This window comes from Methylobacterium sp. CM6247 (assembly GCF_054817925.1).
Genome location: NZ_JBTXKX010000003.1, coordinates 2849778 through 2870935, shown reverse-complemented (window position 1 = coordinate 2870935; position 21158 = coordinate 2849778). Strand labels below are relative to the sequence as shown.

At 62.3% G+C, this 21158-nt stretch carries 16 protein-coding genes and 1 pseudogene; 10 read left to right on the top strand and 7 right to left on the bottom strand.

Annotation, left to right across the window (positions count from 1 at the left end; all coding sequences use genetic code 11):
* Nucleotides 1–182: 182 nt before the first annotated feature.
* From ACYQOP_RS14495 to ACYQOP_RS14485, 3 genes are all read right to left on the bottom strand, one after another.
* Nucleotides 183–3290 carry an efflux RND transporter permease subunit gene (locus tag ACYQOP_RS14495; protein ID WP_461222819.1) on the bottom strand — a complete coding sequence of 1036 codons (3108 nt, stop codon included), beginning with the start codon at nucleotides 3288–3290 and terminating at the stop codon, nucleotides 183–185.
* Complete coding sequence (locus ACYQOP_RS14490) at nucleotides 3287–4372, bottom strand: efflux RND transporter periplasmic adaptor subunit (protein WP_461222817.1); 1086 nt, start codon at nucleotides 4370–4372, stop codon at nucleotides 3287–3289. Before ACYQOP_RS14490 ends, ACYQOP_RS14495 begins: the two co-directional genes overlap by 4 nt.
* A 337-nt stretch (nucleotides 4373–4709) precedes the next feature.
* On the bottom strand, nucleotides 4710–4973 hold the full coding sequence (locus ACYQOP_RS14485) for a hypothetical protein (RefSeq protein ID WP_056432548.1): 264 nt from the start codon (nucleotides 4971–4973) through the stop codon (nucleotides 4710–4712).
* 417 nt (nucleotides 4974–5390) lie between these two features.
* Here ACYQOP_RS14485 and ACYQOP_RS14480 point away from each other — a divergent pair, with 417 nt between their 5' ends.
* The 7 genes from ACYQOP_RS14480 to ACYQOP_RS14450 all read left to right on the top strand — a co-directional run bounded on the left by ACYQOP_RS14480 (nucleotide 5391) and on the right by ACYQOP_RS14450 (nucleotide 13201).
* Nucleotides 5391–6557 carry a tyrosine-type recombinase/integrase gene (locus ACYQOP_RS14480; RefSeq protein ID WP_461225329.1) on the top strand — a complete coding sequence of 389 codons (1167 nt, stop codon included), beginning with the start codon at nucleotides 5391–5393 and terminating at the stop codon, nucleotides 6555–6557.
* Nucleotides 6535–7224 carry a hypothetical protein gene (locus ACYQOP_RS14475; protein WP_461222816.1) on the top strand — a complete coding sequence of 230 codons (690 nt, stop codon included), beginning with the start codon at nucleotides 6535–6537 and terminating at the stop codon, nucleotides 7222–7224. The genes ACYQOP_RS14480 and ACYQOP_RS14475 overlap by 23 nt, the downstream gene beginning before the upstream one ends.
* A 199-nt stretch (nucleotides 7225–7423) precedes the next feature.
* Nucleotides 7424–7792, top strand: coding sequence for a helix-turn-helix transcriptional regulator (locus ACYQOP_RS14470; protein ID WP_461222815.1), 369 nt, complete (start codon nucleotides 7424–7426; stop codon nucleotides 7790–7792).
* A 176-nt stretch (nucleotides 7793–7968) separates the two neighbouring features.
* A complete protein-coding gene (locus tag ACYQOP_RS14465) occupies nucleotides 7969–8790 on the top strand; it encodes a DUF3102 domain-containing protein (RefSeq protein WP_461222814.1) in 822 nt (273 codons plus the stop codon).
* Entirely contained in the window at nucleotides 8790–10190 is a 1401-nt protein-coding gene (locus ACYQOP_RS14460; protein ID WP_461222813.1) for a DNA primase family protein, read from the top strand. The genes ACYQOP_RS14465 and ACYQOP_RS14460 overlap by 1 nt, the downstream gene beginning before the upstream one ends.
* Before the next feature lie 30 nt (nucleotides 10191–10220).
* Nucleotides 10221–11255, top strand: coding sequence for a hypothetical protein (locus ACYQOP_RS14455; protein ID WP_461222812.1), 1035 nt, complete (start codon nucleotides 10221–10223; stop codon nucleotides 11253–11255).
* Between the two features lie 359 nt (nucleotides 11256–11614).
* A complete protein-coding gene (locus ACYQOP_RS14450) occupies nucleotides 11615–13201 on the top strand; it encodes a DUF927 domain-containing protein (protein WP_461222811.1) in 1587 nt (528 codons plus the stop codon).
* Nucleotides 13202–13255: 54 nt separating this feature from the next.
* On the opposite strand, the pseudogene ACYQOP_RS14445 reads toward ACYQOP_RS14450, so the two are convergent.
* Nucleotides 13256–13823 (bottom strand): annotated as a pseudogene (locus tag ACYQOP_RS14445) (DinB/UmuC family translesion DNA polymerase); the annotation flags it as partial.
* A 501-nt stretch (nucleotides 13824–14324) separates the two neighbouring features.
* Between ACYQOP_RS14445 and ACYQOP_RS14440 the strand changes: the two are divergent.
* Nucleotides 14325–15143, top strand: a complete 819-nt coding sequence (locus tag ACYQOP_RS14440; protein ID WP_461222810.1) for a universal stress protein — start codon at nucleotides 14325–14327, stop codon at nucleotides 15141–15143.
* A 471-nt stretch (nucleotides 15144–15614) separates the two neighbouring features.
* On the opposite strand, the gene ACYQOP_RS14435 is transcribed toward ACYQOP_RS14440, so the two are convergent.
* Nucleotides 15615–16550, bottom strand: coding sequence for an SMP-30/gluconolactonase/LRE family protein (locus tag ACYQOP_RS14435; protein ID WP_461222809.1), 936 nt, complete (start codon nucleotides 16548–16550; stop codon nucleotides 15615–15617).
* Nucleotides 16551–16591: 41 nt separating this feature from the next.
* A complete protein-coding gene (locus ACYQOP_RS14430) occupies nucleotides 16592–16798 on the bottom strand; it encodes a hypothetical protein (protein ID WP_461222807.1) in 207 nt (68 codons plus the stop codon).
* A gap of 425 nt (nucleotides 16799–17223) precedes the next feature.
* On the opposite strand from ACYQOP_RS14430, the gene ACYQOP_RS14425 reads away from it, so the two are divergent.
* The gene (locus ACYQOP_RS14425; protein ID WP_461222806.1) at nucleotides 17224–18216 is read left to right on the top strand and encodes a DUF2778 domain-containing protein; all 993 of its coding nucleotides are present in this window, start codon (nucleotides 17224–17226) and stop codon (nucleotides 18214–18216) included.
* A gap of 445 nt (nucleotides 18217–18661) precedes the next feature.
* Here the strand turns inward: ACYQOP_RS14425 and ACYQOP_RS14420 are convergent, their stop codons facing one another.
* Nucleotides 18662–19183 carry a glutathione S-transferase family protein gene (locus ACYQOP_RS14420; protein WP_461222805.1) on the bottom strand — a complete coding sequence of 174 codons (522 nt, stop codon included), beginning with the start codon at nucleotides 19181–19183 and terminating at the stop codon, nucleotides 18662–18664.
* A gap of 156 nt (nucleotides 19184–19339) precedes the next feature.
* On the opposite strand from ACYQOP_RS14420, the gene ACYQOP_RS14415 reads away from it, so the two are divergent.
* A complete protein-coding gene (locus tag ACYQOP_RS14415; protein ID WP_461222804.1) occupies nucleotides 19340–20212 on the top strand; it encodes a LysR family transcriptional regulator in 873 nt (290 codons plus the stop codon).
* Nucleotides 20213–21158: the final 946 nt, after the last annotated feature.

The following is a 21158-nucleotide window of genomic DNA, read 5'->3' as shown; positions in this document are numbered from 1 at the left end:
ATCCGGTATTTGCATTTGGGCGGAAGCCGCTCCGCTTAATCGACCGTAGACCAGTTATCAGACGATCGACCGGCCCGCGCGAGGAGGGCACCATCGCGAGCCGGTCGATGTACCGCGCATTCACCGGGTGAATGCGCGATGTCGGCATGCCCGAAGCGGCCGGGCATGATTGATGTGTCCTGCTACGATGCGGCCGGGTGAGCCATCGAGGTCGCGCCAACAGTCGTCCGGTCCTTGTCCGGAACTCGCTTCACGCGGAACCAGAGGGCATAGAGCGCGGGGAGGAACAGCAGGGTCAGAAGCGTCCCGACACCGACGCCTCCGATGAGGACGTAAGCCAGCGCCCCCCAGAACACCGAATGGGTGAGCGGGATGAAAGCGAGCATGGCGGCGGCTGCGGTCAGGATGACGGGGCGGGCGCGCCGCACCGTCGATTCGACGATGGCATCGTAATCCGACAGGCCGGCTTCACGGTCGTGGTGAATCTGGTCCACCAGAATGAGCGTATTGCGCATCAGGATGCCGGACAGGGCGATCAACCCCAGGATGGCGTTGAAGCCGAAGGGCTGGTGAAAAATCAGCAGAGTCGGCGCCGCACCGACCAAGCCCAGCGGGGCGGTGGCGAAAACCATGAACATGGCCGCGAACGAACGCACCTGAATCATGATGACCGTGAGGGTCACGATCAACATGATCGGGAAAACCGCCACGAGCGACATCATCGCCTTCGCGCTTTCCTCGACCGCGCCGGCTGTGTCGATGCGGTAGCCCGGGGGTAGCTTGGCCTTGATCGGATCGAGCAGGGGCGCGACCTGAGCGTGGATGTCCGGTGGCTGCTTTCCGTCGATCACGTCGCCCTGGACGCGGATATAGGTCTCGCGATTGTAGCGCTTCAGGACTGCATCCTCGCTGGTGCTCTCGAGCCGGGCGACTTGGGACACGGGCACTTGGTGGCCGTCCTTCGTTGCCAGCGTCAGGTCACCGATCTCGCCGAGTGAGCGCCGCTCCGGGCCGGGGCTGCGCAGCAGCACATCGACCGAGCGCAGGTTCTCGCGCACCTGCGTGGCGGGGGTGCCGTTGAGATAATTCTGCAGCTGCTGGCCTGCCTCCTTCGGGGTCAGCCCGATCAGGCGCAGTCGCTCCTGGTCGAAGGCGAGCCTCAGATTGGGGGTCTTGTCGCCCCAGTCCAGATGAACCAGGCGCAGGTTCGGGTTGGCCGCCATGACCTCTCGGATCTCGGCTGCGATGCCACGGATCACGTCGAGATCAGGACCGACGACCCGGAAGGCCACGGGGAAGCGGATGGGGGGGCCGAACACGATCTGCAGCACGCGCACCCGCGCCTCGGGGAAGCGGCCCTCTTCCACAAGTTTGCGGACTCTGCCGCGTAGGACGTCGCGGGTCGCCGCATCGGCGGTCTGCACCACGATTTGGGCGAAGGCCGGATCTGGCAGTTCGGGATCGAAAGAGAGCACGAAGCGGGGCATGCCCTGGCCGATATAGCTCGTGATCTCCCCAGCCTCAGACAGTTCGCGTACGGCCGCTTCGATCCGCTTGACGCTGGCCTCGGTGGTGGCGAAAGCCGATCCCGCCGGCAGGGTCACCTCGACGATGAGTTCGGGGCGCTCGGAATTCGGAAAGAACTGCTGTTCGACCTTCCCCATGGCGACCACCGCGAGCGCGAACAGACCTACCGTGATGCCGGCTGCCATCCATTTGTGGTCGACCGACATCCGCACGACGCGGCGTAGGCGCTGGTAGTTTTTCGTGGCGTAGATGGCCTCGTGGCCGCCTTCCACTTTCTTGATGTTCGGCAGAAGCTTGACGCCGAGATACGGCGTGAAAGTCACGGCGACGATCCAGGAAATGATCAGCGAGAATGCTACGACCCAGAAGATGTTACCGGCATACTCCCCGGCGGTGGAAGCGGCGAAGCCCACCGGCAGGAAGCCCGCGATGGTGACAAGCGTGCCCGTCAGCATCGGCGCGGCGGTGGCGCTCCAGGCATAGGTCGCGGCCTCGATCCGGTCGGCGCCTTCCTCCATGCGCACCACCATCATCTCGATGGCGATGATGGCGTCATCGACGAGTAGCCCGAGCGAAATGATGAGGGCGCCCAGTGTGATGCGGTCGAAGTCGCGGCCCGTCACCATCATGACGACGAACACCGCCGAGAGGGTGAGCGGCACGGCGAGCGCCACGACGATGCCGACCCGGAAGCCGAGCGCCACAAGGGAGACGAAGATCACCACGCCGAGGGCCGTGAAGAACTTGACCATGAATTCATGGATGGCGTCGTCGATGACCTTGGCCTGGTCGGTGATCTTGGTGAATGTGATGCCCACCGGCGTCTCGTGATGGATCGCCACCTCCTCGGCATTGAGGGCCGCGCCGAGGTTCAGGCCATTGAAGCCAGGCTTCATCACGAGGCCGAGCATGAGCGCCGGTTCGCCGTCGTTGCGGATCTCGAAGGTCTTCGGGTCTTCGTAGCCGCGCTTGACCTCGGCGATATCGCCGAGCTTGAGACTGCGGTCCCCGGCCGCAACGGGGAGGTTTCGGATCGCGTCGAGTCCGTCGATGGCGCCGTCCAGGCGCAGGTAGACGCGTGGACCCACCGCCTCGACGAAGCCTGCCGGTGTGACGTCGTTCTGATTGGCCAGCGCCGCCAGCACTTGCTGGCCGGTGATTCCGAGGGTGGCGAGGCGCTGATACGAGATTTCGACGAAGATCTTCTGGGCCTGCTCGCCAAGGATATTGATCTTCTCGACGCCGGGGACGCGCAGCAGGCGCTGGCGCATATCCTCGGCCCGTAGCACCAGCTGCCGGTGTGGAAGACCCTTTGCCTGCACCGCGTAGAGGGCGAAATAGATGTCGGAGAATTCGTCGTTGAACAGCGGCCCAAGCACGCCACGTGGCAGGCTGGAGGCCTGATCGGAAAGCTTCTTCCTGGCCTGATAGAACTCCGATTGGAGCTTGGCCGGCGGCATGTTGTCCTTGAAAATGACCTTGGTCATCATCAGGCCGGGCCGGACTGTCGTCTCGGCGCGATCGTAGTAGACGAGTTCCTGCAGGCGCTTTTCGAGCGGGTCGGCGACCTGACGCTGCATTTCCTCGGCGGTGGCGCCGGGCCAGGCCGCCGAAACCGTCATCACCTTGACGGTGAAAGCCGGATCTTCTCCGCGCCCGAGCTTTTCGAACGCGAAGAAGCCGGCACCCGTTAGAGCAATGAGGAGAAAGAGCGTGACCGCTCGTTCTCGGACCGCAAGTGCTGAAAGGTTGAAGCCGCTCACCGCACGACTCCCGGCATGCTCGCCGGGGCCGGCCTGACCTTCTGGTCGGGCTTCAGAAGATGAGCACCCAGCGCCACGATGCGGTCACCCGCACTCAGGCCCGCGACGATGTCCGCGCGCTCCTCGCCCATACGAGCGACCTTCACGACTTGAGGCCGCACTGTTTCGGTGGCTGCGTCGTAGCGCCAGACGGAGGTACCTTGGCCTTGGTCGAATAGCGCGCCAAGCGGAACTTCCACCGCGGCGGCACGGCCGGCACTCAAGGTCTTGAGCAGCAGGGTCACGGTCGCGCCGAGTGGCGCGGTCTCGCCGCCGCCCGACAGAATGTAGCGCGCGCGGTAGGTGCGCGTGGCGGGGTCGGCGGTTGCCGAGAGTTCACGTAGCCGCGCGGGATAGGTGCTCTCGCCTTCGGCGTAGAGGGTGGCCGAGGCTTCGCCTTGCGCGGCACGCCGGCTGCCCTCCGGCAGGAACACTTCTGCCTCGCGCGCGCCATCGCGTGCCAGTTTCACCACCGTCTGCCCGGCGGCGACCACCTGACCGGGCTCCGAGGGGACCTCCATCACGACCCCGTCGGCATCGGCCTGCAACTCGGCATAGCCGGCCTGGTTGGCGATCTGGCTCGCTTGGGCTTCGGCATTGGCGAATTGCGCGATGGCGGCGTCGGCCGCGCCTTTGTTCTGATCGTAGGTCTGTTTCGAGGTCCAGCCGTCTGAGACGAGTTTTCGGCTGCGCTCCTCGTCGGCTTTGGCCTTGATCATCTGAGCGCGGGCAGCCTCGACGGAGGCGCGGGCGGCGTTGAGCGCGAGGCTGAAATCGGTCCGGTCCAGGCGCATCAGAGGCTGGCCGCGCGTCACCCGGTCACCCGGATCGACGAGACGTTCGAAGATCTTACCTCCGACGCGGAAGCCGAGATTGCTCTCGGTGCGAGCCCGGATCACCCCCGTGTAGCGGGCCATCCCGCTGCCGGTGCGCACGACCTCCACGGTCTGGACCAAGGGCGGCTGAGGTGACACGGCGGTCTCGGCCGGCGAGCATGCCGTCAGGGCAAGCCCGATCATCCCGAGCGCAATCCTCGCATCCATTACGCATTTCCCCGTCGGCGACTCATCACCAATAAAATGATGAGTAACATATATTTTGCCAAAGAGAAGCGTCAAGATGCGTCGCTGTGGAGCGCGCCCTGTCTGAGGACGTCGCTCTCGGCCTATCGGGGGGAAAGGCGGCTCTGCCGGTACTGAAGGCCGCGGCGGTTAGAGTTTCGTCGTCTCCGCCCGCATTGTGATCGGGCCGCCAGGGACTCACAGCGAAAATCTTAGAACACGGGCAACGGCATGAGCCGATGCTGGGTCAGGCCGCACACAGAGGCCGCGTGACTCCCATTTTCCACGAAACAGCTGGCGCCGAGGCCGGAAAATAGGGTCAGCCCCGCATGGGGCGGGCTTGCAGGATGGCAGCCAGCACGAAGGGGCGCTTCATCAGGGGGCCGGCATTGCCCCGGTTCACGAAATCATTCGCGCCGGGATGCCGTCGCACGGCTTTTCCCAGATCGAGACGGTAGCCTTCCTTGAAAACGAAAGGCGGCGCCATCGAATTTGCAAGAAACACTTCGACGGCAGCCGCCACTTCCTCTTGGGAAATCAAATTCAGGTCGCACAGGGCGGCTGTCGTCAGCTTTTCGGTCATTCCGAATGGTAGAGCCGCGCCGCTTTCCCGGCAACCATTAGCGCACTCAGTGCGGCGGCATTCTTCATTGGGCAAGCCAAGCCTGACGGTGCAAGCTCGGGCGCATGATATCAGCCTCGGCCCACCACGTGCACAACCGCGACGCGGGGATAGGACACGGCCAGAAAGCTGTAGTTTGACAGGGGTTTAATGGTTGATGGCGGAGGGAGCGTCAGCCCCATTGATGTGCAGCACTAGCCAACATAGTTCTAAAACCTATGCCGTGACAATGGCTTAGCTTATGCGCCTTGTTCGAGCTTGTCCATTGCAATCCGCCTATACCCCACTTAAAGTGTGGTCGAAAATGTGGGCGCTATGAGTTCGACGGACACTACAGGAAAGCGAAAAGGCCGCCATCCTGAAAGAGCGCTCACCGCCGTGCAGGTTCGGGCGCTTAAGGCTCCAGGCAGGTACGCAGATGGCCATGGCCTCTACCTTGTTGTCGAGCCATCAGGTTCAAAACGCTGGCTTCTGCGCATCGTCATCCAGGGCACACGACGCGACATCGGATTAGGCGGGGCCAGCCTTGTCACGTTAGCCGAAGCCCGGGAAGAAGCACTCGCTTATCGTAAAACGGCTCGGGACGGCGGTGACCCCCTCGCCGAACGGCGAAAGCCTGTCGAGACGATCCCAACCTTCGCCGAAGCGGTCATTCGGGTCTTCGAGGACAACAAGCCCTCGTGGAACAACGCGAAGCACGCCGCGCAGTGGAAGACCACCCTCGAAACCTACGCGAATCCGTTTTTCGGGAGCCGGCGCGTCGATCAGGTCGAAACACCCGATGTGCTTCGCGCCCTGTCGCCGATCTGGCTGACGAAGCCGGAGACAGCGCGGCGGGTACGCCAGCGGATTGGCACCGTCCTCGATTGGGCGAAGGCCGCCGGCTATCGTAGCGGTGACAATCCGATTGACGGGGTGAGCCGAGGGCTACCGAAGCAGGGTGAGCGCGAAGAGCATCACGCGGCGCTTCCCTATGCAGAGGTTCCTGCTTTCGTCGCTCGCTTGCGTGGGTCCAGCGAACAGGGTGAAATTGCCCGACTCGCCTTCGAGTTTTTGATTCTGACGGCGGCTCGTACCAGCGAAGTGCTTGGCGCCGGCTGGTCTGAGGTCAATGACGGCGATGCGATATGGACGGTGCCAGCAACCCGCATGAAGGCGGGGCGAGAGCACCGGGTCCCCCTCAGTGACAGAGCAGTTGAGGTGCTGACACGAGCGAAAGCCCTGGGCAGCGGCAGTGCCCTCATCTTCCCGGGTCGTTCGGGAACCAAGCCGCTATCGAACATGGTTTTCTTGATGGCCCTGCGCCGCATGGGGGTGCCGATCACGGCCCATGGGTTCCGGTCGTCGTTTCGCGACTGGGCAGCCGAGGCGACGAACCTGCCGCGCGAGGTCGCGGAGATGGCACTGGCGCATGCCGTTGAGAACCGAGTGGAGGCGGCCTACCGACGAAGCGATCTGCTGGCGAAACGACGCGAGATGATGGAAGCTTGGGCGGCATACATAGCTGGCGCTACGATCTCTCATGACCAACAAAAAACAGCTTAGCGATGCGTTCCCTGATCTACAGCCGAATTTAGGCATCAAGCTCTTTCGCGACAGGGGCGCGGAAAAGGCTAGCACGCGTCGGGCTTACTTCGTTCTTCGAAGTTTTGTCAGCTATGAAAGTCCTGCAGTCGCCAAGGACATATGGCGAGAAAATCGTCAGCTGACCCTACAGGGTTTATGTCATACATCGGCGCGCTATTGGTCTGACAATGAGCATGATGACAGGGCAGCTGCCGGCTCCATCAAAGCTGAGCTTGGCAAGCTCAAAGCACATGCAGATGCCTTGGTCCAAGGGATGGAAAGCCTCTCGCCCGCTGCCCGAAGAGGGCTTAGCGGCAAAATAGTCAGTGAGATGCTGAAGCGGCCATTATCCCCGCGATCATTCAATGATGCCTTACTTGCGGTAAAAGATATTCAAACGAGTATCGATCTACTCGTAAGCCGCAAAGCATCAAAGATAACGCAAGCATCAATACGCAATGCTTGCGGAACTCTAGTCGGGGTTCGTGAACGAATTTTAAGAAAACCTTTCTTGCGCAGTTATGAGTCGACCCAACGAGGTGCAAGCAGCAAGTTTACGACTGGAAAGACCGAATTTTCGGCGTTAGATGCCCTGTTTGTTCAAGCGGCAATGCAGGCCATCGATCCGACTTTGGAGATTCTTTAATTCGAACGGGTTTGAGGGCGTGGTTCGCGTAAAAGAAGGAACAAGCAGAAGCGCGTGGTGAGGGGAAGGAGCGGCCATAACGCTGAACGAAGACACGATGAGGCATCAAAATCATTGTCAATCGTGTCCTGGGATTCGCTCGCAGTAGGCTGAACGTGGTGATTGATGTCCGACCCTGTCCAATAAACTGGAGGGTCCGATGGATCACAACGCCAAGTCCGAAAACCCCAATACCCCAGGCTTCTTGCCCGACAGCTACGTTGTCTACGAGCCGGCGAGGGTCGTCACGGCACCGTTGAAGGCCGTGAAGGAGGGCTTCGCCCCGCACAAGCCGGTGAAGCCGAAGTCCAAGCCCGAGCCCATCGCGTTCCCGACCGAGGGGTACTGTACCTACGCGCAGGTAAAGGCGCGCCTGCAAATCAGCAACAGCACGATGCACCTTTGGATCCAGCAGAACCGGCTGCCGGCTCCCGTGCGCATCGGCGCGCGAGCGATGCGGTTCAGCGTGCAGGATATCCTCGACTACGAGCGCGCGGCCCGCGAGGCCAGCAAGGTGGCAGCGGAGTAGTCCGCCCCGCCACCGCTTAAACCTGCTCGGCAAAGGCAACATCGAGCACGCTGGCAATCCGAAACCTGCCAGCAACTCTCTCCCCTTCCCCACGAAAATGACCCGCCACCAAAGCAACCGGCCTCGCGGCCGGCAGGGCAGCTTTTGCCAAGGATCCCGCCCTAAAGGAAAGTAAGATGAAGCTTCCCAAACACTATAACAGTTCTATGCCACTGTCTGCGGCTGCACCTGATGAACTGCAAGCCATCGCAGGCCGAATCAAGCAACGTGATCAACAGGTGACTGCAAGCACCAAAGCTTTCGCCGCTTTTACTCAGAACCAGTGGCTCGAAAATGGCCGCGACTTGCTGAAAGCGAAGAAGCTTTTGGAACACGGCGAGTTTGGTCCGTGGTGCGAGAAGGAACTCGGCTACAGCAAGCGTACGGCCGAGAAGTACATGAGGGCAGCTGAGATGTTTGGTCCGTTGATCAAAAACGAACCTGGTTCGCATTTGCCGTGCCTGAGCCTGGTGTACCTTCTCTCGGCAAGGTCGGTGCCGGCGGAGATCTTCAAAACCTTCGCCCCCCGCGTGGTTGCGGGCGAAAACGTTCGGCGCGAGCTCCAAGCGGTCATTAAAAAGAACCGCGAAACGGTGAAGCGGGCCAAGGCGCTGGCCAAGCGCGGTCCCGAGGCAACTGCCAAGCTGGAGAAGCGCGAAGCAGAGAAAGCGAAGCGCGAGGCGCGTGATGAGGCGTTGCGCGACGCCAAGCGGGAGCGCCGTGAGAAGGCTCGCTCGGCCGCGATGGAACTCCTCGAGGTTCGTTTGGGCAGCGACTTGGCCAAGTGGATGGAACTCGTTGCCGAGGCTGGTGCTGCGGATCTGTTGGAGATTCTTGGCGCAGAAGAGCGGAAGGAGCAGGCACAGGTGAGCAGTGCACCGGCCGCCGAAGTGGACGAGATCGCTGTCACTGCCGTCGAGCCCGGCAGCGCCTCACGCAATGAGTTGGAGGTGGTGTGATGACGACCACCACCAAACCCGGCTCGTACGGGCTCGGCCTCCGCGAGGTTGTGCATGCCATTCTGGCAGACAGCTTCGAAGGGGGTCACTACCTCAGCTACTCGGATGGCGGGTTCCGGCATTTCAACGGTACCCATTGGGCCGAGCTCTCGGAGGACGAGCTCGGCCGCATCGTCTGGTCGCACGCAGCGGTAGCCGAAGCCACGGGGCGTCAGCGCACCCCAAGCTTGATCCGCGACGTGATCACCGGCTTGCGGCATGCGACGGCCGTGCCTGGCGACCACGGGCGTCGCGAAGCGGCGGCGCCCATCATCAATGTCGCGAACGGCGAGCTCTGGTTCGAAGTCGATGGTGCCGTCTGCCTGCGCCCTCACGATCCGGGTTCAGGTCACCGCGACTGCCTCAATGTTGCCTACGATCCCCAGGCAACCTGCCCGCAGTTCGATGCGGCCATCACCAGGATCTTCTCGGCCTCGGGCGATGGCAACCGGCTGACAGCCTTCTGGCACGAGTTCAGCGGGTACATCCTTCAGCCCCAGCGACACGAGCCGCTGATCGTTGTCGGCTGGGGTAAGGGCCGCGACGGCAAGAGCGCCCTGGCCGAACTGCTCATGCACCAGCTCAGCCATGGCCGTAGCGCGTCGATGCCGGTCGAAGACCTTCAGGGCAGCCGGTTCGTTATGGGCGACCTCGCCGGCAAGCACTTGTTCGTTGACGACGACATGGCGTCAGGCGCGCGCTTGCCCGACGGAATGCTCAAGAAGATGAGCGAAGGCACGACGGTGACGGCTGAGCGGAAGTTCCGCGACCCGGTGACGTTCGCAATGACCGCAGTCCCGCTGCTGCTCGGCAACAACGTTCCGATCCTCCGCGACCGCTCGGCCGGCTTTCGGCGTCGCCTTGTGGTTCTCCCGTTCGACCGGCAGTTCGGCAAGGACGAGGTCGATTATGGCCTGTTCCCGCGCATCAGGGCGACAGAGATGCCGGGGGTCCTGAACCGGGCCGTTAACGGCCTGCAGCGGCTGATCCAACGCGGCTGGCAGTTCGACCTGCCCGATGCCGTGGCGGTGGCGACGGAGGCCTGGTGGGCTGAGGCAACCGGTACGCAGGTGCCCAACGAGAACGACCGGGAGAAGCAGCCGGCTCAGCGATCCCGCGCTCGAGCCAAGCCCCTCGCTGTGAAGCCTGACCGCGTTCAGGTCTCGGGTCATGAGGCCCATGCCAACGCCGACGCTCAGGGGACCAGCCCTGGGCTCCACCTCAACCTCGAAGTGCCGCTCCAGTGCGAAAGCGCCACCGTAAACTTTATGGCGAACGGCCAGCCGGCCGAGCTCCGATTCAGCTGTGTCCCGAACGGTACCGCGTTGCTGGTGGCTGCCCGCAACGCGAGCCGCCGCTGAAGTCGTCACAGGACAGGAAGGAGGCCTCACATGGCAACGCTCAACATTTCGCCGGCGGTTCTGGCGGCGAAGATCATGGCAGCCCCTCACGCCCCCTCACGGGTGGCTGTGGAGCCTGCTCAGCCGCCACCGCTGGGTTGCGCCACCGGCGACCCGGCAAAGGGCTCTGACGCTGCCCTGCCGGACAACTTCGAAACGGAAGCGGCAATGGTCCAAGAGGATCGGCTTCGCGCTCGGCATGCGCGGCGCGTCTTGAATCGTCCGGGACCGACGAACTGGGTGAACCTCAATGACCGGGTTTGGCTGGCGAAGCAGCAATCCAGCGGGGTGTTCGCGACCAAACTGGATGGCAACGCCATCGAGGCCCTAATCAGCAAGCTGGTTAGCGGGGTCGCGACTGGCCAGCCGGCCCTGACCCTTGCCTCGGCACTTCGGATGCGAGCGATCCGAATGGCACTGGGCCGTGCCAAGCTCGATGCCTTCGCCGAGTACCACGATAATGATCTTCGGACTGTGACCGTGATCTACTCGGGGTGGGCCTACACGCCCGCGACCCTCGACGGGGTTACGGCGTCCCAGATCAAGGCGCAGTTCACCCAGCACCTGATCCGAGCGGGGGTGACGGCCATACCAGGGCCGCTGTTCGCGATGCTCCATGGTGAGTTCGAAGCATCAAGCGGTGTCTTCCAACTGCACTTCCACATCATCACGACCAAAGCGAAGGCGGTGGCTCTGCTACGTCTGCCGAAGGTTGTGAAGGGGTATACCAAGACCGCCACCGGGGCTCGCCCGGTCCGTTGCTCGCTGGTCGGCAATCGTATCCGACAGTTCACCTACCTCGCGAAAGCATTCTGGCCCGGAAAGCCAGTGGTCCTGATCAACGGTGTCCCCAAGCGTGTTCACGGCTACCGGCGCATCCCTGAACCGTTCGGAACGCAAGTTCTGCTGTGGCTCGACCGGCAACGGCTGGCCGATCTCATTGTGATGAACGGGTGCTGGTCTCCCCGGAAAGGGGGCACCCCGGCGATGCGGCGGCTGTATTTACTGGCGCAGGGTGGTGGGTGAGGCGGGGCAATAGATTGGCCCACGGGGGCATCTAACTGGCTGACGGTGCCCTGTAGGGGCCTGTTGGTGCGGTTAAGCGCCGGGGTGCCGGGGTGGGGGGTGACAACACTGCGATACCCCACCGGCCAATTATCGGGTGCCCCTTCAGCAGGGTGGGAAGGGTGGGAAGGTGGGAAGCACTCCCAGCCTGACTATCGATCCTAACGTTTCAGAAAGAGGTCACGATGTCCGCGCCAGTTCGGAAGCCCAACGCCAAATCCAACTCGCCGAGGCACTCCCATGGGGGGAGTGGCGCCGCATCGGCAAGAGGGTGGATCAAGCCAAGCGTTGCCTGGGCCAAGCCGTGCATCCTCGATAGGGTGACCGACCAAGAAGACGTCAGTTGGGTCCGCTTTGGGACACCCACTCGAGCGCTTTGGATCAGGGTATCAGAGTTCGCCCGAACCGATGTCTTCTCAGGGCTCGCCAATATCGATCCAAGCCTCATCGAGCCGGCCGCGCAGCGGGCGCTTCGTAGCGAAGTCGCAAAGGTTGAGACCTACAGGTCGGCCCTTGTCGCAGGTACTCCGGGGTGGATCGAGGGCCATTTCGTGCTGGGCGACGGGGGCGTTTTGCAGCCACCGCACAATCCCCGCGAAGTCATTGTCACCTTTCCGCGAAGCTCCAAGTTTGCGGCGTGCGGCAGCTTGGCCGAGTGGCAGGCAGGGATCGAACCGATTGTGGCCCGGCAGCCCTTGGCCCTGTTCGCCCTGTCCGTTGCTTTCGTCGGACCTCTTTTGCCGTTCGTCCCGCCGGACTATCTCAGTCCCCTATTTGAATTCGTTGGTGATCCGGGCTGCGGAAAATCGACGCTCGGCATGGTCGCGGCGTCTGTTTGGGCCGGTGATCGTGATAGCACCTGTGGTGGGGGCGAAACTTGGAATCTGACGCCGGGCCGTTTTGACGAAACGAAGCTGGCTCATCGGCACATGCTCTTGCTGCTCGACGAAGCCAATCTGGCCGGAGCCTCGAAAGAAGCGCGAAAGCAACTGATCCACCAAGCCGTGTTCGGGCTCACGAACACAGGGCAAAGGCAGCGCAGCGGCGACCAGCTAACCAAGCCCCACGCGCACTTGGCTGTTCTCAGCACCAGCAACCGACGCCTGAGCGAACTCATCGAAGGCTCCGAGGCTGAGCGTGGTGCCCTTACCGAACGCATGGTGACGATACTCATAGCTCCCGAACGACCCTACGGTGTGCTTGATCATGTGCCATCTGGCTACAGCGATTCAGCAGCGGCAGTCGAAGCATTGCGTGCCGCCAGCAATGCGCATTGGGGCGCTGCGGGCACGGCATTCATCAAACGAATGCAAGGCCAGATTGACCGCGACGAGCAGGCCTTCCGAGGGGCACTCAAGCGCGTCCTAGATCGCGAACGTGCGGCAGTGAGCGCTGACATCGACAAGGAGCGGGTTCGGAAATGCTTTGCGCTCGTCGCCCTAGCGGGGTTGCTTGCGCGCCATTGGAAAATCATGCCGCGAGCTTGGGGATGCCCGGCGACGGCGGTCTATGCCGTTGCACGAGAGACTGCTGGCAATCAGAATTTCCGCAGCCTAAGCGCGTCGGTCCCGCCCATCCAGCAGATCCAAACTTATTTTGAAAAGCATCGGACGCATGTGGTCGATGTCAGCACGTTGCAGGCTCCGCTATCAAAGGTTGCCTTCGAGGCTACCGCCGGCATCTTGCGACAAAGCGAGGGCGGTACCGAACTGATGATCCCCGCGCGCCGCTTTCAGGAAGCGTTCCCGCGGTATGAGGCGCTGATGCGGGCGTTACGGGATATCGGACAAGCACGAACGGAAAGTGGCCGAAAGCCCAAGCTGACGATTAAGACACCCAGAGCGATCTGCAGTGATGGCCGCGTCTACTGCGTGAAGCTCGATTTGGTTGACCCTGAATCGTCCTGACGCATCATTTTGAGGCGGCTGGGAGACCGTGAGGCCACGACTGCGCTCCCTGGCCTAAGCGGTACCGACGACCGCGATGTCGGCGATCTGGGTCGCGTAGCGCAGCGAGCACATGTCGAACCGCGTGAACCGGTTTTACTGCGCCTGGAAACCCGCCTTGCCTGGCACCACCGACCCTCGCCCCTAGCGGCGGTTACAGGCGTCGAGAGCGTCCATCGGTGCCGAACCCCGCTCGCGGCCGAGACCGTCGAACAGCCCACGCTTTGAGGCCGCCAGGGGGGACGAGATCGACGGTCATCACCCCGGCCTTCGAGTATCGATAGCCGGCCTTCCAGATCCGCCGCACGCCCGCCGTCGCCGCCTTGATTAGCACCAGGGTATCGGACGTCGCTTCGGGCAGGGTGACAACGGTCGAGGCAGATCGTTGGGGGTTGCCGGTGTCATGCTCTGAGATATGGAAAAACACCGTCATGTCGTCGGTGCCGAGCCGTTCCCGGCGGAGCTTTTCACCCAGTTGGGTCGCATGCGCCGCTACCGCCTGCTCCATCGCAAGAAGGTCCTCGACCCGCTGGGAAGAGCTCCGGGTAACCGCGCAGCCCTTACGCGTCGCTGCGACCGTCTCAGTCCGGTTTTTTTGAAACCAAGGCTATTTTACTCTGTACTGCCAAGCCTTAGGCCATTCGATCAGCCAAAAAAATCATTCCAAAAATTTCCTCTGTATCTGAATATTTGTGATACCTTCACATTAGAGTAAAAACGGGAGGAAGAGATGCTATGGAAATATACGCATCGTAGTTCCCACGGCGGTGCGAACTCACTTTCTGGATTTTGGACATTTGTCGTCAAGGGACAGGGGCCGTTCGCGGCTGCCCTCTCCCTGAACGTCCTGTGGTTCATCATCTTGGCCTGGATCGCGAATTTGGTCGTCACCGGACTGAGATAGGATCTTCGTACCACGGCATCGCCGAGATCATCGCGCCGCGGCGGAGCATCGCCGCGGCGGCGCGGGCCGACGCCATTCAGATCCTAATTTCCGCATTCGCAGCATCCGGGGGAACGGTGATCCATGCGGACCCTGCGCAGGGTCATCAGTTCGGAGCTTGCTTGAACCGGAAGACATCAGATGACCTACACGAGCATCATGGTCGGGCTGGATCTCGGTGATGGGTCCCGAGGTCGGACCAAACTCGCCACGCACCTGGCTGAGACGTTCCAAGCCCGGCTTATCGGCGTCGCGGCAAGGCGGCCCGATTACGCTGGCCGATATGGCGAGATCTCGGTGCTGAGCGAATCCGGCATGGATGAAATCCGACGATTTGCCACGGATGACCTAGTTGCGGCCGAGGATGCTTTTCGCGAGGTCGCAGGCGAGGGCCGAAGCGTCGAATGGCGGTCTGCCGTAGCGGACCCTGGGGTCTTTTTGGAAGAACAGTCACGTGCAGCCGATCTCGTCGTGATCGGTCGAACCGGGGATAAGGATCCGCTCGATTACAGAATGTCACTTGATGCTGGCGTAGCTCTGATGGCTCTCGGCCGCCCCGTCCTAGTGGTGCCACCGGAGGTCAACCACCTGTCGGCCAAGCGTGTCGTCGTCGGTTGGAAAAATACACTTCAGAGCCGTCGGGCCATCTCGGATGCGATGCCTCTCCTGAAACGGGCTGAGCAGGTCCGGGTCGTCAGGATTGCGGCCGAAGACGACAAGGAGGACCTTGCGGACGTCGTTCAGTTCCTCGGGTTGCACGACGTCAATGCATTGCCGTTCCGTTGGGCATCGTCGGGAGTCGGTGTCGCTGAGGCGCTGCAGCGGGCGGCGAACGACTTCGATGCTGACCTGATCATCAGCGGAGCATACGGCCACAACCGTGTTCGCGAATGGTTCTTCGGCGGGGTCACCCGGGCCTTGCTCGATCACTGTCCGATCTGCTGCCTGATGTCTCACTGAGGCAAGCGCTCCTTACAGAACGTGATAAGTTCGCTGGGCACGTCCGAGACCAGGAACGCTTGCGAGCGGCGTCCATTTCCACTGGCCGATGGCAGCGGGCGTGAGCGGATTGACCTTAAAGACCGGGACGTGACCGGCCCAACAGAGGTATTGCTGGGGGGCGCAACCGGTGGCCTCGGGCTGCGGATCGCCAAGGCGCTGCGGGCACGCGGCGCCGGCGTGAAGGCGGTCGTGCGACTCGGCACGGCGGCTGACCGCATCTCCGTCCTGCAACGTTACGGTGCGAACCGGCAGCTGCCAATGGGGTTGAGAGCCTCTATCGGCGTCCAACCCCCTGCCCATAAGTCTTAGATGGCCGTCGTGGGCTGCCTGTGACGCCTGTGACGCCTCCAGGGGCATGACGCCGATATGGGTGCCCCTAACCCTCGAAAATCGGTCGCATCGGCTTCTCCCCGCCGCGCGCTAGCTCACTCAGTCTGCCGGGCAAGCGAGATCGAGTGCGTAAAGATGCTGCTTCGAGGTGATGAACAGACGCCGCTTGTCTGGCGAGAAGCAGAGGTTGGTACAAACCTGCGGCGTCGGTATTAGCCCAAGCCGGTACCCCTTGGCGGAGAACACTTGGACTCCGGCCTCAGAACTTGTCCAAATCCAGCCACGGTGGTCTGCGCGAAAACCGTCTGGTACGCCGGGCTCGACCTCGGCGAAGACGCGGCGTTCTCCTAGAGTGGCGTCATCGCGGACGGGGAAGGCGTAGATCGTGTGCCCCTTGTCGCCCTCTGTTCGGGAGGTGTCGCTGACGTAGAGGGTGCGACCGTCCGGCGCGAATGCAAGGCCGTTTGGTTGGCCAAGGTCAGCCATGCGTCCCACCTCACCATTTGCCGGATCGAAACGGTAGACGCTGTGATGGTCGAGGTAGGGCTCGGCCAATACCCCCTGTTTAGGCTGCCGCAAGCCGTAGGCGGGATCGGTGAACCATAGGGCGCCATCGGCAGCGCAGACTACGTCGTTCGGCGAGTTGAAGCGGTTCCCCTCGTAGGTCTCGACCACCACCTCGTAGCGCCCGCTAGGTGTCGTCCTGGACAGGCGGCGGTTGCCATGCTCGCAATGAACCAAGTTGCCGTCACGGTCGATAGTATTACCGTTGATGAACGGCGTGGCGTCGATCACAACCCGAACGGAGGCATCAGGATGCCAGCCAAGGACGCGACGTCCTTCGATATCCGACCACACCAGGATGTCCCGGGCAGGCCACCATGTCGGCCCCTCGCTGAAGTTCGCTTGATCGTAGAGCGAAACCAAGAGGGCGTGGTGAGGCACCACCTCGGTGAAGCGTGGGTCGTACCCGCGCGGCGGATCAACATGCGGAACAGGCTCGGGCGGGCCGGCGCGTCGCAACAGATCGGGCATATGATTTCGTGCTTGCTCTGGAACAGGTGACAGTATGGGGATCAGTCTCTGCCGAGCACCTTGTCGGCTTTGGCATCGACCTTTGCCTTGTCGGATTTGGATAAGTTGCCGGCCTTCTCGGATTGCGCAGCTCGAGCCTTAGCGTTCCGCGCATGCGCCTTGTCTTCGATTGGGAAGCGCTTCTCGTCGGGGAGGGCAAAATCCTTTTTTGGAAGGGACTTGCGGTCTTCGGTGGTCAGCTTTGACATCGCTTGCTCCTCTGGCCAAACAACGCCTTTCCCCCGGGTCGGTTCAGCATCCGTCTACTCGTCAACGAATGCCAGCGACCGGACGACACAATATGGCCGCCGAACGACGCGCCCACGTTCGCCTCTCGGCATGATTTGCGCTGAAGCAGCTATGCCGCTTTGGGCCCTATCAAGCCGTGCGAGGCCCATCAGACTGCCAGTAAGCAGACGTTCCAAGTGCTCATGAGGGGTCGAGCCCGGTTTCGCCCCAACACGCCAAACTGCTGCTGCATTGGGCCGCAATCTTGCCGCAGAAATGCCGATTCGCGCGATTGAGATGAAGATCCTGGCGGCTCAAAACTTCTCGGTCCGTCGCCTGCGCATCTGACAGCGTGGGACGAAGGACTGGCATCTCAGCCAATGCAGGGTAGCGGATGTGCCTGACCATGGCGGAAGAGACAAAGCGTTTCACGAGGATGCGGAAGGGTTTTGCCCTCATAAGCGTCCTGCCGATGGTAGGTCTCCTTGGTGGCAGCCTGATCAACGCTGGATACTGGCTTCCCTTTTCGTCTTCCTCACAGCTTAAAGTGATGGCGACATTGCCGGCTGTGCCAAAAGCGTCCGGCGCCGAGGATGAGGCGGCAATCGTCACAGCAGCACCTAGAAAGCCTCCGACAGTCGAGGAAGGCGAGGTGCCTGCGCAGTCCCAGCAACCCACTACCTACGCGGCCGCGATCATTCCTTCGACGCCGGACGACCTTCCCGCCCCTTCGATCACCGGGCCAGCTACGGCACCTCTTGCGTCGCGACTTGTACCGCTTCCTGTGCCACGTCCGCCCGAGTTTCGGCCGAGCAGGGCACGATCCTCGGCGCCGCGTGTCGCAGTGCGCCGCGATTTCGCCGTTGCATCAGCTCCAAAGGAGGACACAAGGTCCTTCATCGACAAACTATTCGGCATCGAGAGCCCTGAGCCACCGCGGCTCGCCTATGCCGCCCTGGAGACGAAACCCATCGACAACGTCTTTCGCAGAGCGCTGAATGTGGTACCGGATGGTGGCACAGGCGGAGTCGCGATTTACGATATCCGCGCCAAGGTTGTTACGCTTCCGAATGGAGAGAAGCTCGAGGCGCATTCGGGGTTAGGCGAGAGCATGGACGATCCGGGTCACGTGCATGTCCGAATGAAGGGGCCAACTCCGGTGGGGACCTACGACATCAGCGAGCGGGAGAAGCCGTTCCATGGAGTTCGTGCCCTTCGCCTCAATCCCCTTGGTGGACCTGAGGCCGTGCATGGTCGGGTTGGCCTCTTGGCTCATACCTACATGCTCGGTGCGAGCGGTGCCTCGAATGGCTGCGTTTCGTTCAAGGATTACGACAAGTTCCTGCAGGCGTACCTACGAGGCGAAGTCCAGCGCCTCGTTGTGATCGCAGGCGGTTAGATCTGCCCCTCCTGGGGTGTGACGGCGGGCGTTTCCGTGCACCAGTCCCTCGTCTGCGCAAGCCTGGCTGCCTGACCCCACGCAAATGCTGTCGCATCCGCTTTCGACCCTTCACAGACCCTCGGAATGTCCGCATCGCGGCAGCTTGGTGGAGGATGACCTACGTCCGGGATGGGTGGATATCCGCTGGTCAGCTTTCGGACGGCTAAGAGACGAAGCGGACGTCGCCACTGCGCCCGCTCACGATCTTCGCAAAAGTACGGCGCCGGTCGCCCGTGAGAGCACCGGCGCTATTCTTCATAGTTGGATACCGGCTGCTTCGAGAGCACCGTCGATACGCGTGTCGACTTCCCTCTTCGTCGCCGCCCAACCAGGTACCGCCTCCAGCAGTCGCTGCTGCCAGGCCACGAGGTTGGGGAACTCGTTTAGCGGGATCTTTGTGCGCTCATTCTGTGAGAACGGGCCCGCGACGTCGAAGTCGGCCAGGGTTTAGCCGGTCGCCGACGATGTGGCTGTGCTTAGCGAGATGCGCGTCTAGCACGCCGGCTGCAGCGCGGATCTTGTTGGCCGCCAGTTTGACGATGGCCTCCTCTGCGGGCTGGCCCATGAAGCGCTTGGCGAGCACCTCGTCGAAGGTGAGGGTCGCGAACACGCGCCACTGCTCGCCCGACCAGAACATCCACTGGAGGATCTCGAACCGCTCCCGCGTCGTTCGACCCGTCAAGTCGCTTCCCGCCTTCTCGGCGAGATAAAGGTTGATGGCCGCGGACTCGTAGAGGATGAGGTCGCCGTCCACCATCACTGGCGACAATCCGTGTGGGTTCAACGCCAAGAACTCGGGCGTGTGGCTCTCCCCGTTAAAGAGATCGATATCCACGACCTCAATGTTCACGCCCATAGCCGCTGCCGCCGCCGTAACGCGGCGCCGGCTGCCGGAACCGGGGTCGCCGTAGATCTTGATGGTCATTGCGGGACCTTTCTCCTGTTGGGTGAAGGTCTGGATGATTGGACTGCCGTCGCGACGGCGCACTGAAGGGGAGGTAGCTCATCCGGAAAAGTCGATGTATCCATTCCATGCGGACATCATCTATCCGGATTACGAATGAGTGACCGTTGGCAGGAGATGGCCGTGTTCGTCCGCGTAGCGGAGACCGGCAGCTTGTCGCGCGCTGGACGCGAACTGATGCTCTCGCAACCTTCGGTGTCGCGCATCGTCGGCGCGCTGGAGGCGCGGCTGGGCACGACGCTGCTGCTGCGCACCACCCGCAGCATCTCCCTGACGGAAGCCGGCAGCCTGTATCTGGACCGCGCGCGATCCCTCCTCGCGGAGGTCGAGGAGGCCGAGCAGGCGGCCCGGGGAGTGGACTCGCTGCAGGGCGTGATCCGTCTCGCGATGCCGGTGCTCTACGGCTCCCGGGCCGTCGTCCCCGCGCTCGCGACGTTCCTGGCCCAGCATCCGGGCCTCCGGATCGAGATCACCATGAGCGACGCGCGCCAGAACCTCGTCACGGACGGGGTCGACATCGCCATCCGCCTGGGCGTCGGCCCATTGGCGGACTCCACCTTCGGTGCCCGCAGGCTTGCGGCGGTCGAACGTCTGGTGGTCGCGGCGCCGGCCTATCTCTCATCCCGCGGCACACCCGTTAACCCGGCCGAACTCGCCCAGCACGATTGCATCGTGCAGCACGGCCTGTTCGGTCGCGAGAGCTGGCGCTTCACGCGCGACGGGACCGTTACCTCAGTCGATGCCCCCGCGCGCCTCTGGATCAACTCGGCGCCGGGGATCCTAGCTGCTGCGGTGGCGGGCATGGGCATGGCGCTGGCGACCCGCGTCATGGCCGGGGATGAACTGCGCGCCGGCCAGCTTATCCAGGTGCTTGAGCCCTATCGGCTCGATCCTGCCGAGGTCTACGCGGTCTTCCCGGCGGGTCCGAAACCGTCTGCGAAGGTCCGGGCGATCATGGATCACCTTGGTGCGTCGCTTAATCGGGGCTGATCGAACCGCTCTCGGCTGAGATCAGAGGCGCGAGGGGCGTATCTCTGCCGGAGCGGTGATGGGATGTAAGTCCGCTTTTGGGAGCCTCGAAGCCACAATTGTACGGCTGGTTCGGGTCGGATGCAGAACGTCCGCTTCAGGGCGAAGGGTTAGGGTCCGCTCCCCACCAATAGCGGGTTCTCAGGCCTTGAGCCTATCGATCAGGCCCCTGAGCGCCCTGGATACATGCCAACGGCTTGGGTAATGGACTGGCCGTCGTGGAGACAGAGATTACGTCTTGTCTGGCTCGGTCGAGGGAGCGGCAATGGCTCCCACGCCATGGCCCAGGTCCAATCCCCTGTGGGGCGGCACGGCACTCGGCAGTACGGGAGCGGCCGAGGCTTCGTCCCGAACCGGTACGAGGTCGGCTTCCACCGCATGGACAAGGTCCGCAAACTTGTATGGCTTACGGAGCAAGCGCGCGCCCTGCGGTAACTCGTGCTGAAGCTCAGCTCCAGCTCCCGAGGTGACAATGATGGCAACATTTGGCCAACGGTGGCGAACAAGGTGAGCGAGGGCAACACCATCACCCACAATCCTGCGCCCCGTGATCAGCATGCACACGGTGGCTGGTCCTTGAAGCACCACCAATGCCTCGGTGGCGGTGCGGACCTCTAAGGCCTGATAACCGAGATCCGTTAGCATGTCGGCGGTGACCATACGGACGAGCGGATCAGTCTCTGCGATGAGGATAGCTAAAGGCCTGTTATCAGACAAAGTCGTGCTCCGCGAGATCAGGGCGGGAGCGCTCGCGACTCTCAGGCACTGGCGGCCGGGACCGAAGCCAGTGATGGTTTCTTATGCGCCAATTATCTACCGGACGCGAGCGCCTGAGTTGTAGCAGATCATCACCCAGAAAGTTTATTCTGGATGGGCAACTTTCACCCACTGCCGCCACCGCACCACT

Coding starts and splice junctions, on each gene's coding strand:
- ACYQOP_RS14490 (WP_461222817.1), bottom strand. CDS start 4,372: ATGGATGCGAGGATTGCGCTCGGGATGATCGGGCTTGCCCTGACGGCA.
- ACYQOP_RS14485 (WP_056432548.1), bottom strand. CDS start 4,973: ATGACCGAAAAGCTGACGACAGCCGCCCTGTGCGACCTGAATTTGATT.
- ACYQOP_RS14475 (WP_461222816.1), top strand. CDS start 6,535: ATGACCAACAAAAAACAGCTTAGCGATGCGTTCCCTGATCTACAGCCG.
- ACYQOP_RS14470 (WP_461222815.1), top strand. CDS start 7,424: ATGGATCACAACGCCAAGTCCGAAAACCCCAATACCCCAGGCTTCTTG.
- ACYQOP_RS14465 (WP_461222814.1), top strand. CDS start 7,969: ATGAAGCTTCCCAAACACTATAACAGTTCTATGCCACTGTCTGCGGCT.
- ACYQOP_RS14460 (WP_461222813.1), top strand. CDS start 8,790: ATGACGACCACCACCAAACCCGGCTCGTACGGGCTCGGCCTCCGCGAG.
- ACYQOP_RS14455 (WP_461222812.1), top strand. CDS start 10,221: ATGGCAACGCTCAACATTTCGCCGGCGGTTCTGGCGGCGAAGATCATG.
- ACYQOP_RS14440 (WP_461222810.1), top strand. CDS start 14,325: ATGACCTACACGAGCATCATGGTCGGGCTGGATCTCGGTGATGGGTCC.
- ACYQOP_RS14435 (WP_461222809.1), bottom strand. CDS start 16,550: ATGCCCGATCTGTTGCGACGCGCCGGCCCGCCCGAGCCTGTTCCGCAT.
- ACYQOP_RS14430 (WP_461222807.1), bottom strand. CDS start 16,798: ATGTCAAAGCTGACCACCGAAGACCGCAAGTCCCTTCCAAAAAAGGAT.
- ACYQOP_RS14425 (WP_461222806.1), top strand. CDS start 17,224: ATGGCGGAAGAGACAAAGCGTTTCACGAGGATGCGGAAGGGTTTTGCC.
- ACYQOP_RS14420 (WP_461222805.1), bottom strand. CDS start 19,183: ATGACCATCAAGATCTACGGCGACCCCGGTTCCGGCAGCCGGCGCCGC.
- ACYQOP_RS14415 (WP_461222804.1), top strand. CDS start 19,340: ATGGCCGTGTTCGTCCGCGTAGCGGAGACCGGCAGCTTGTCGCGCGCT.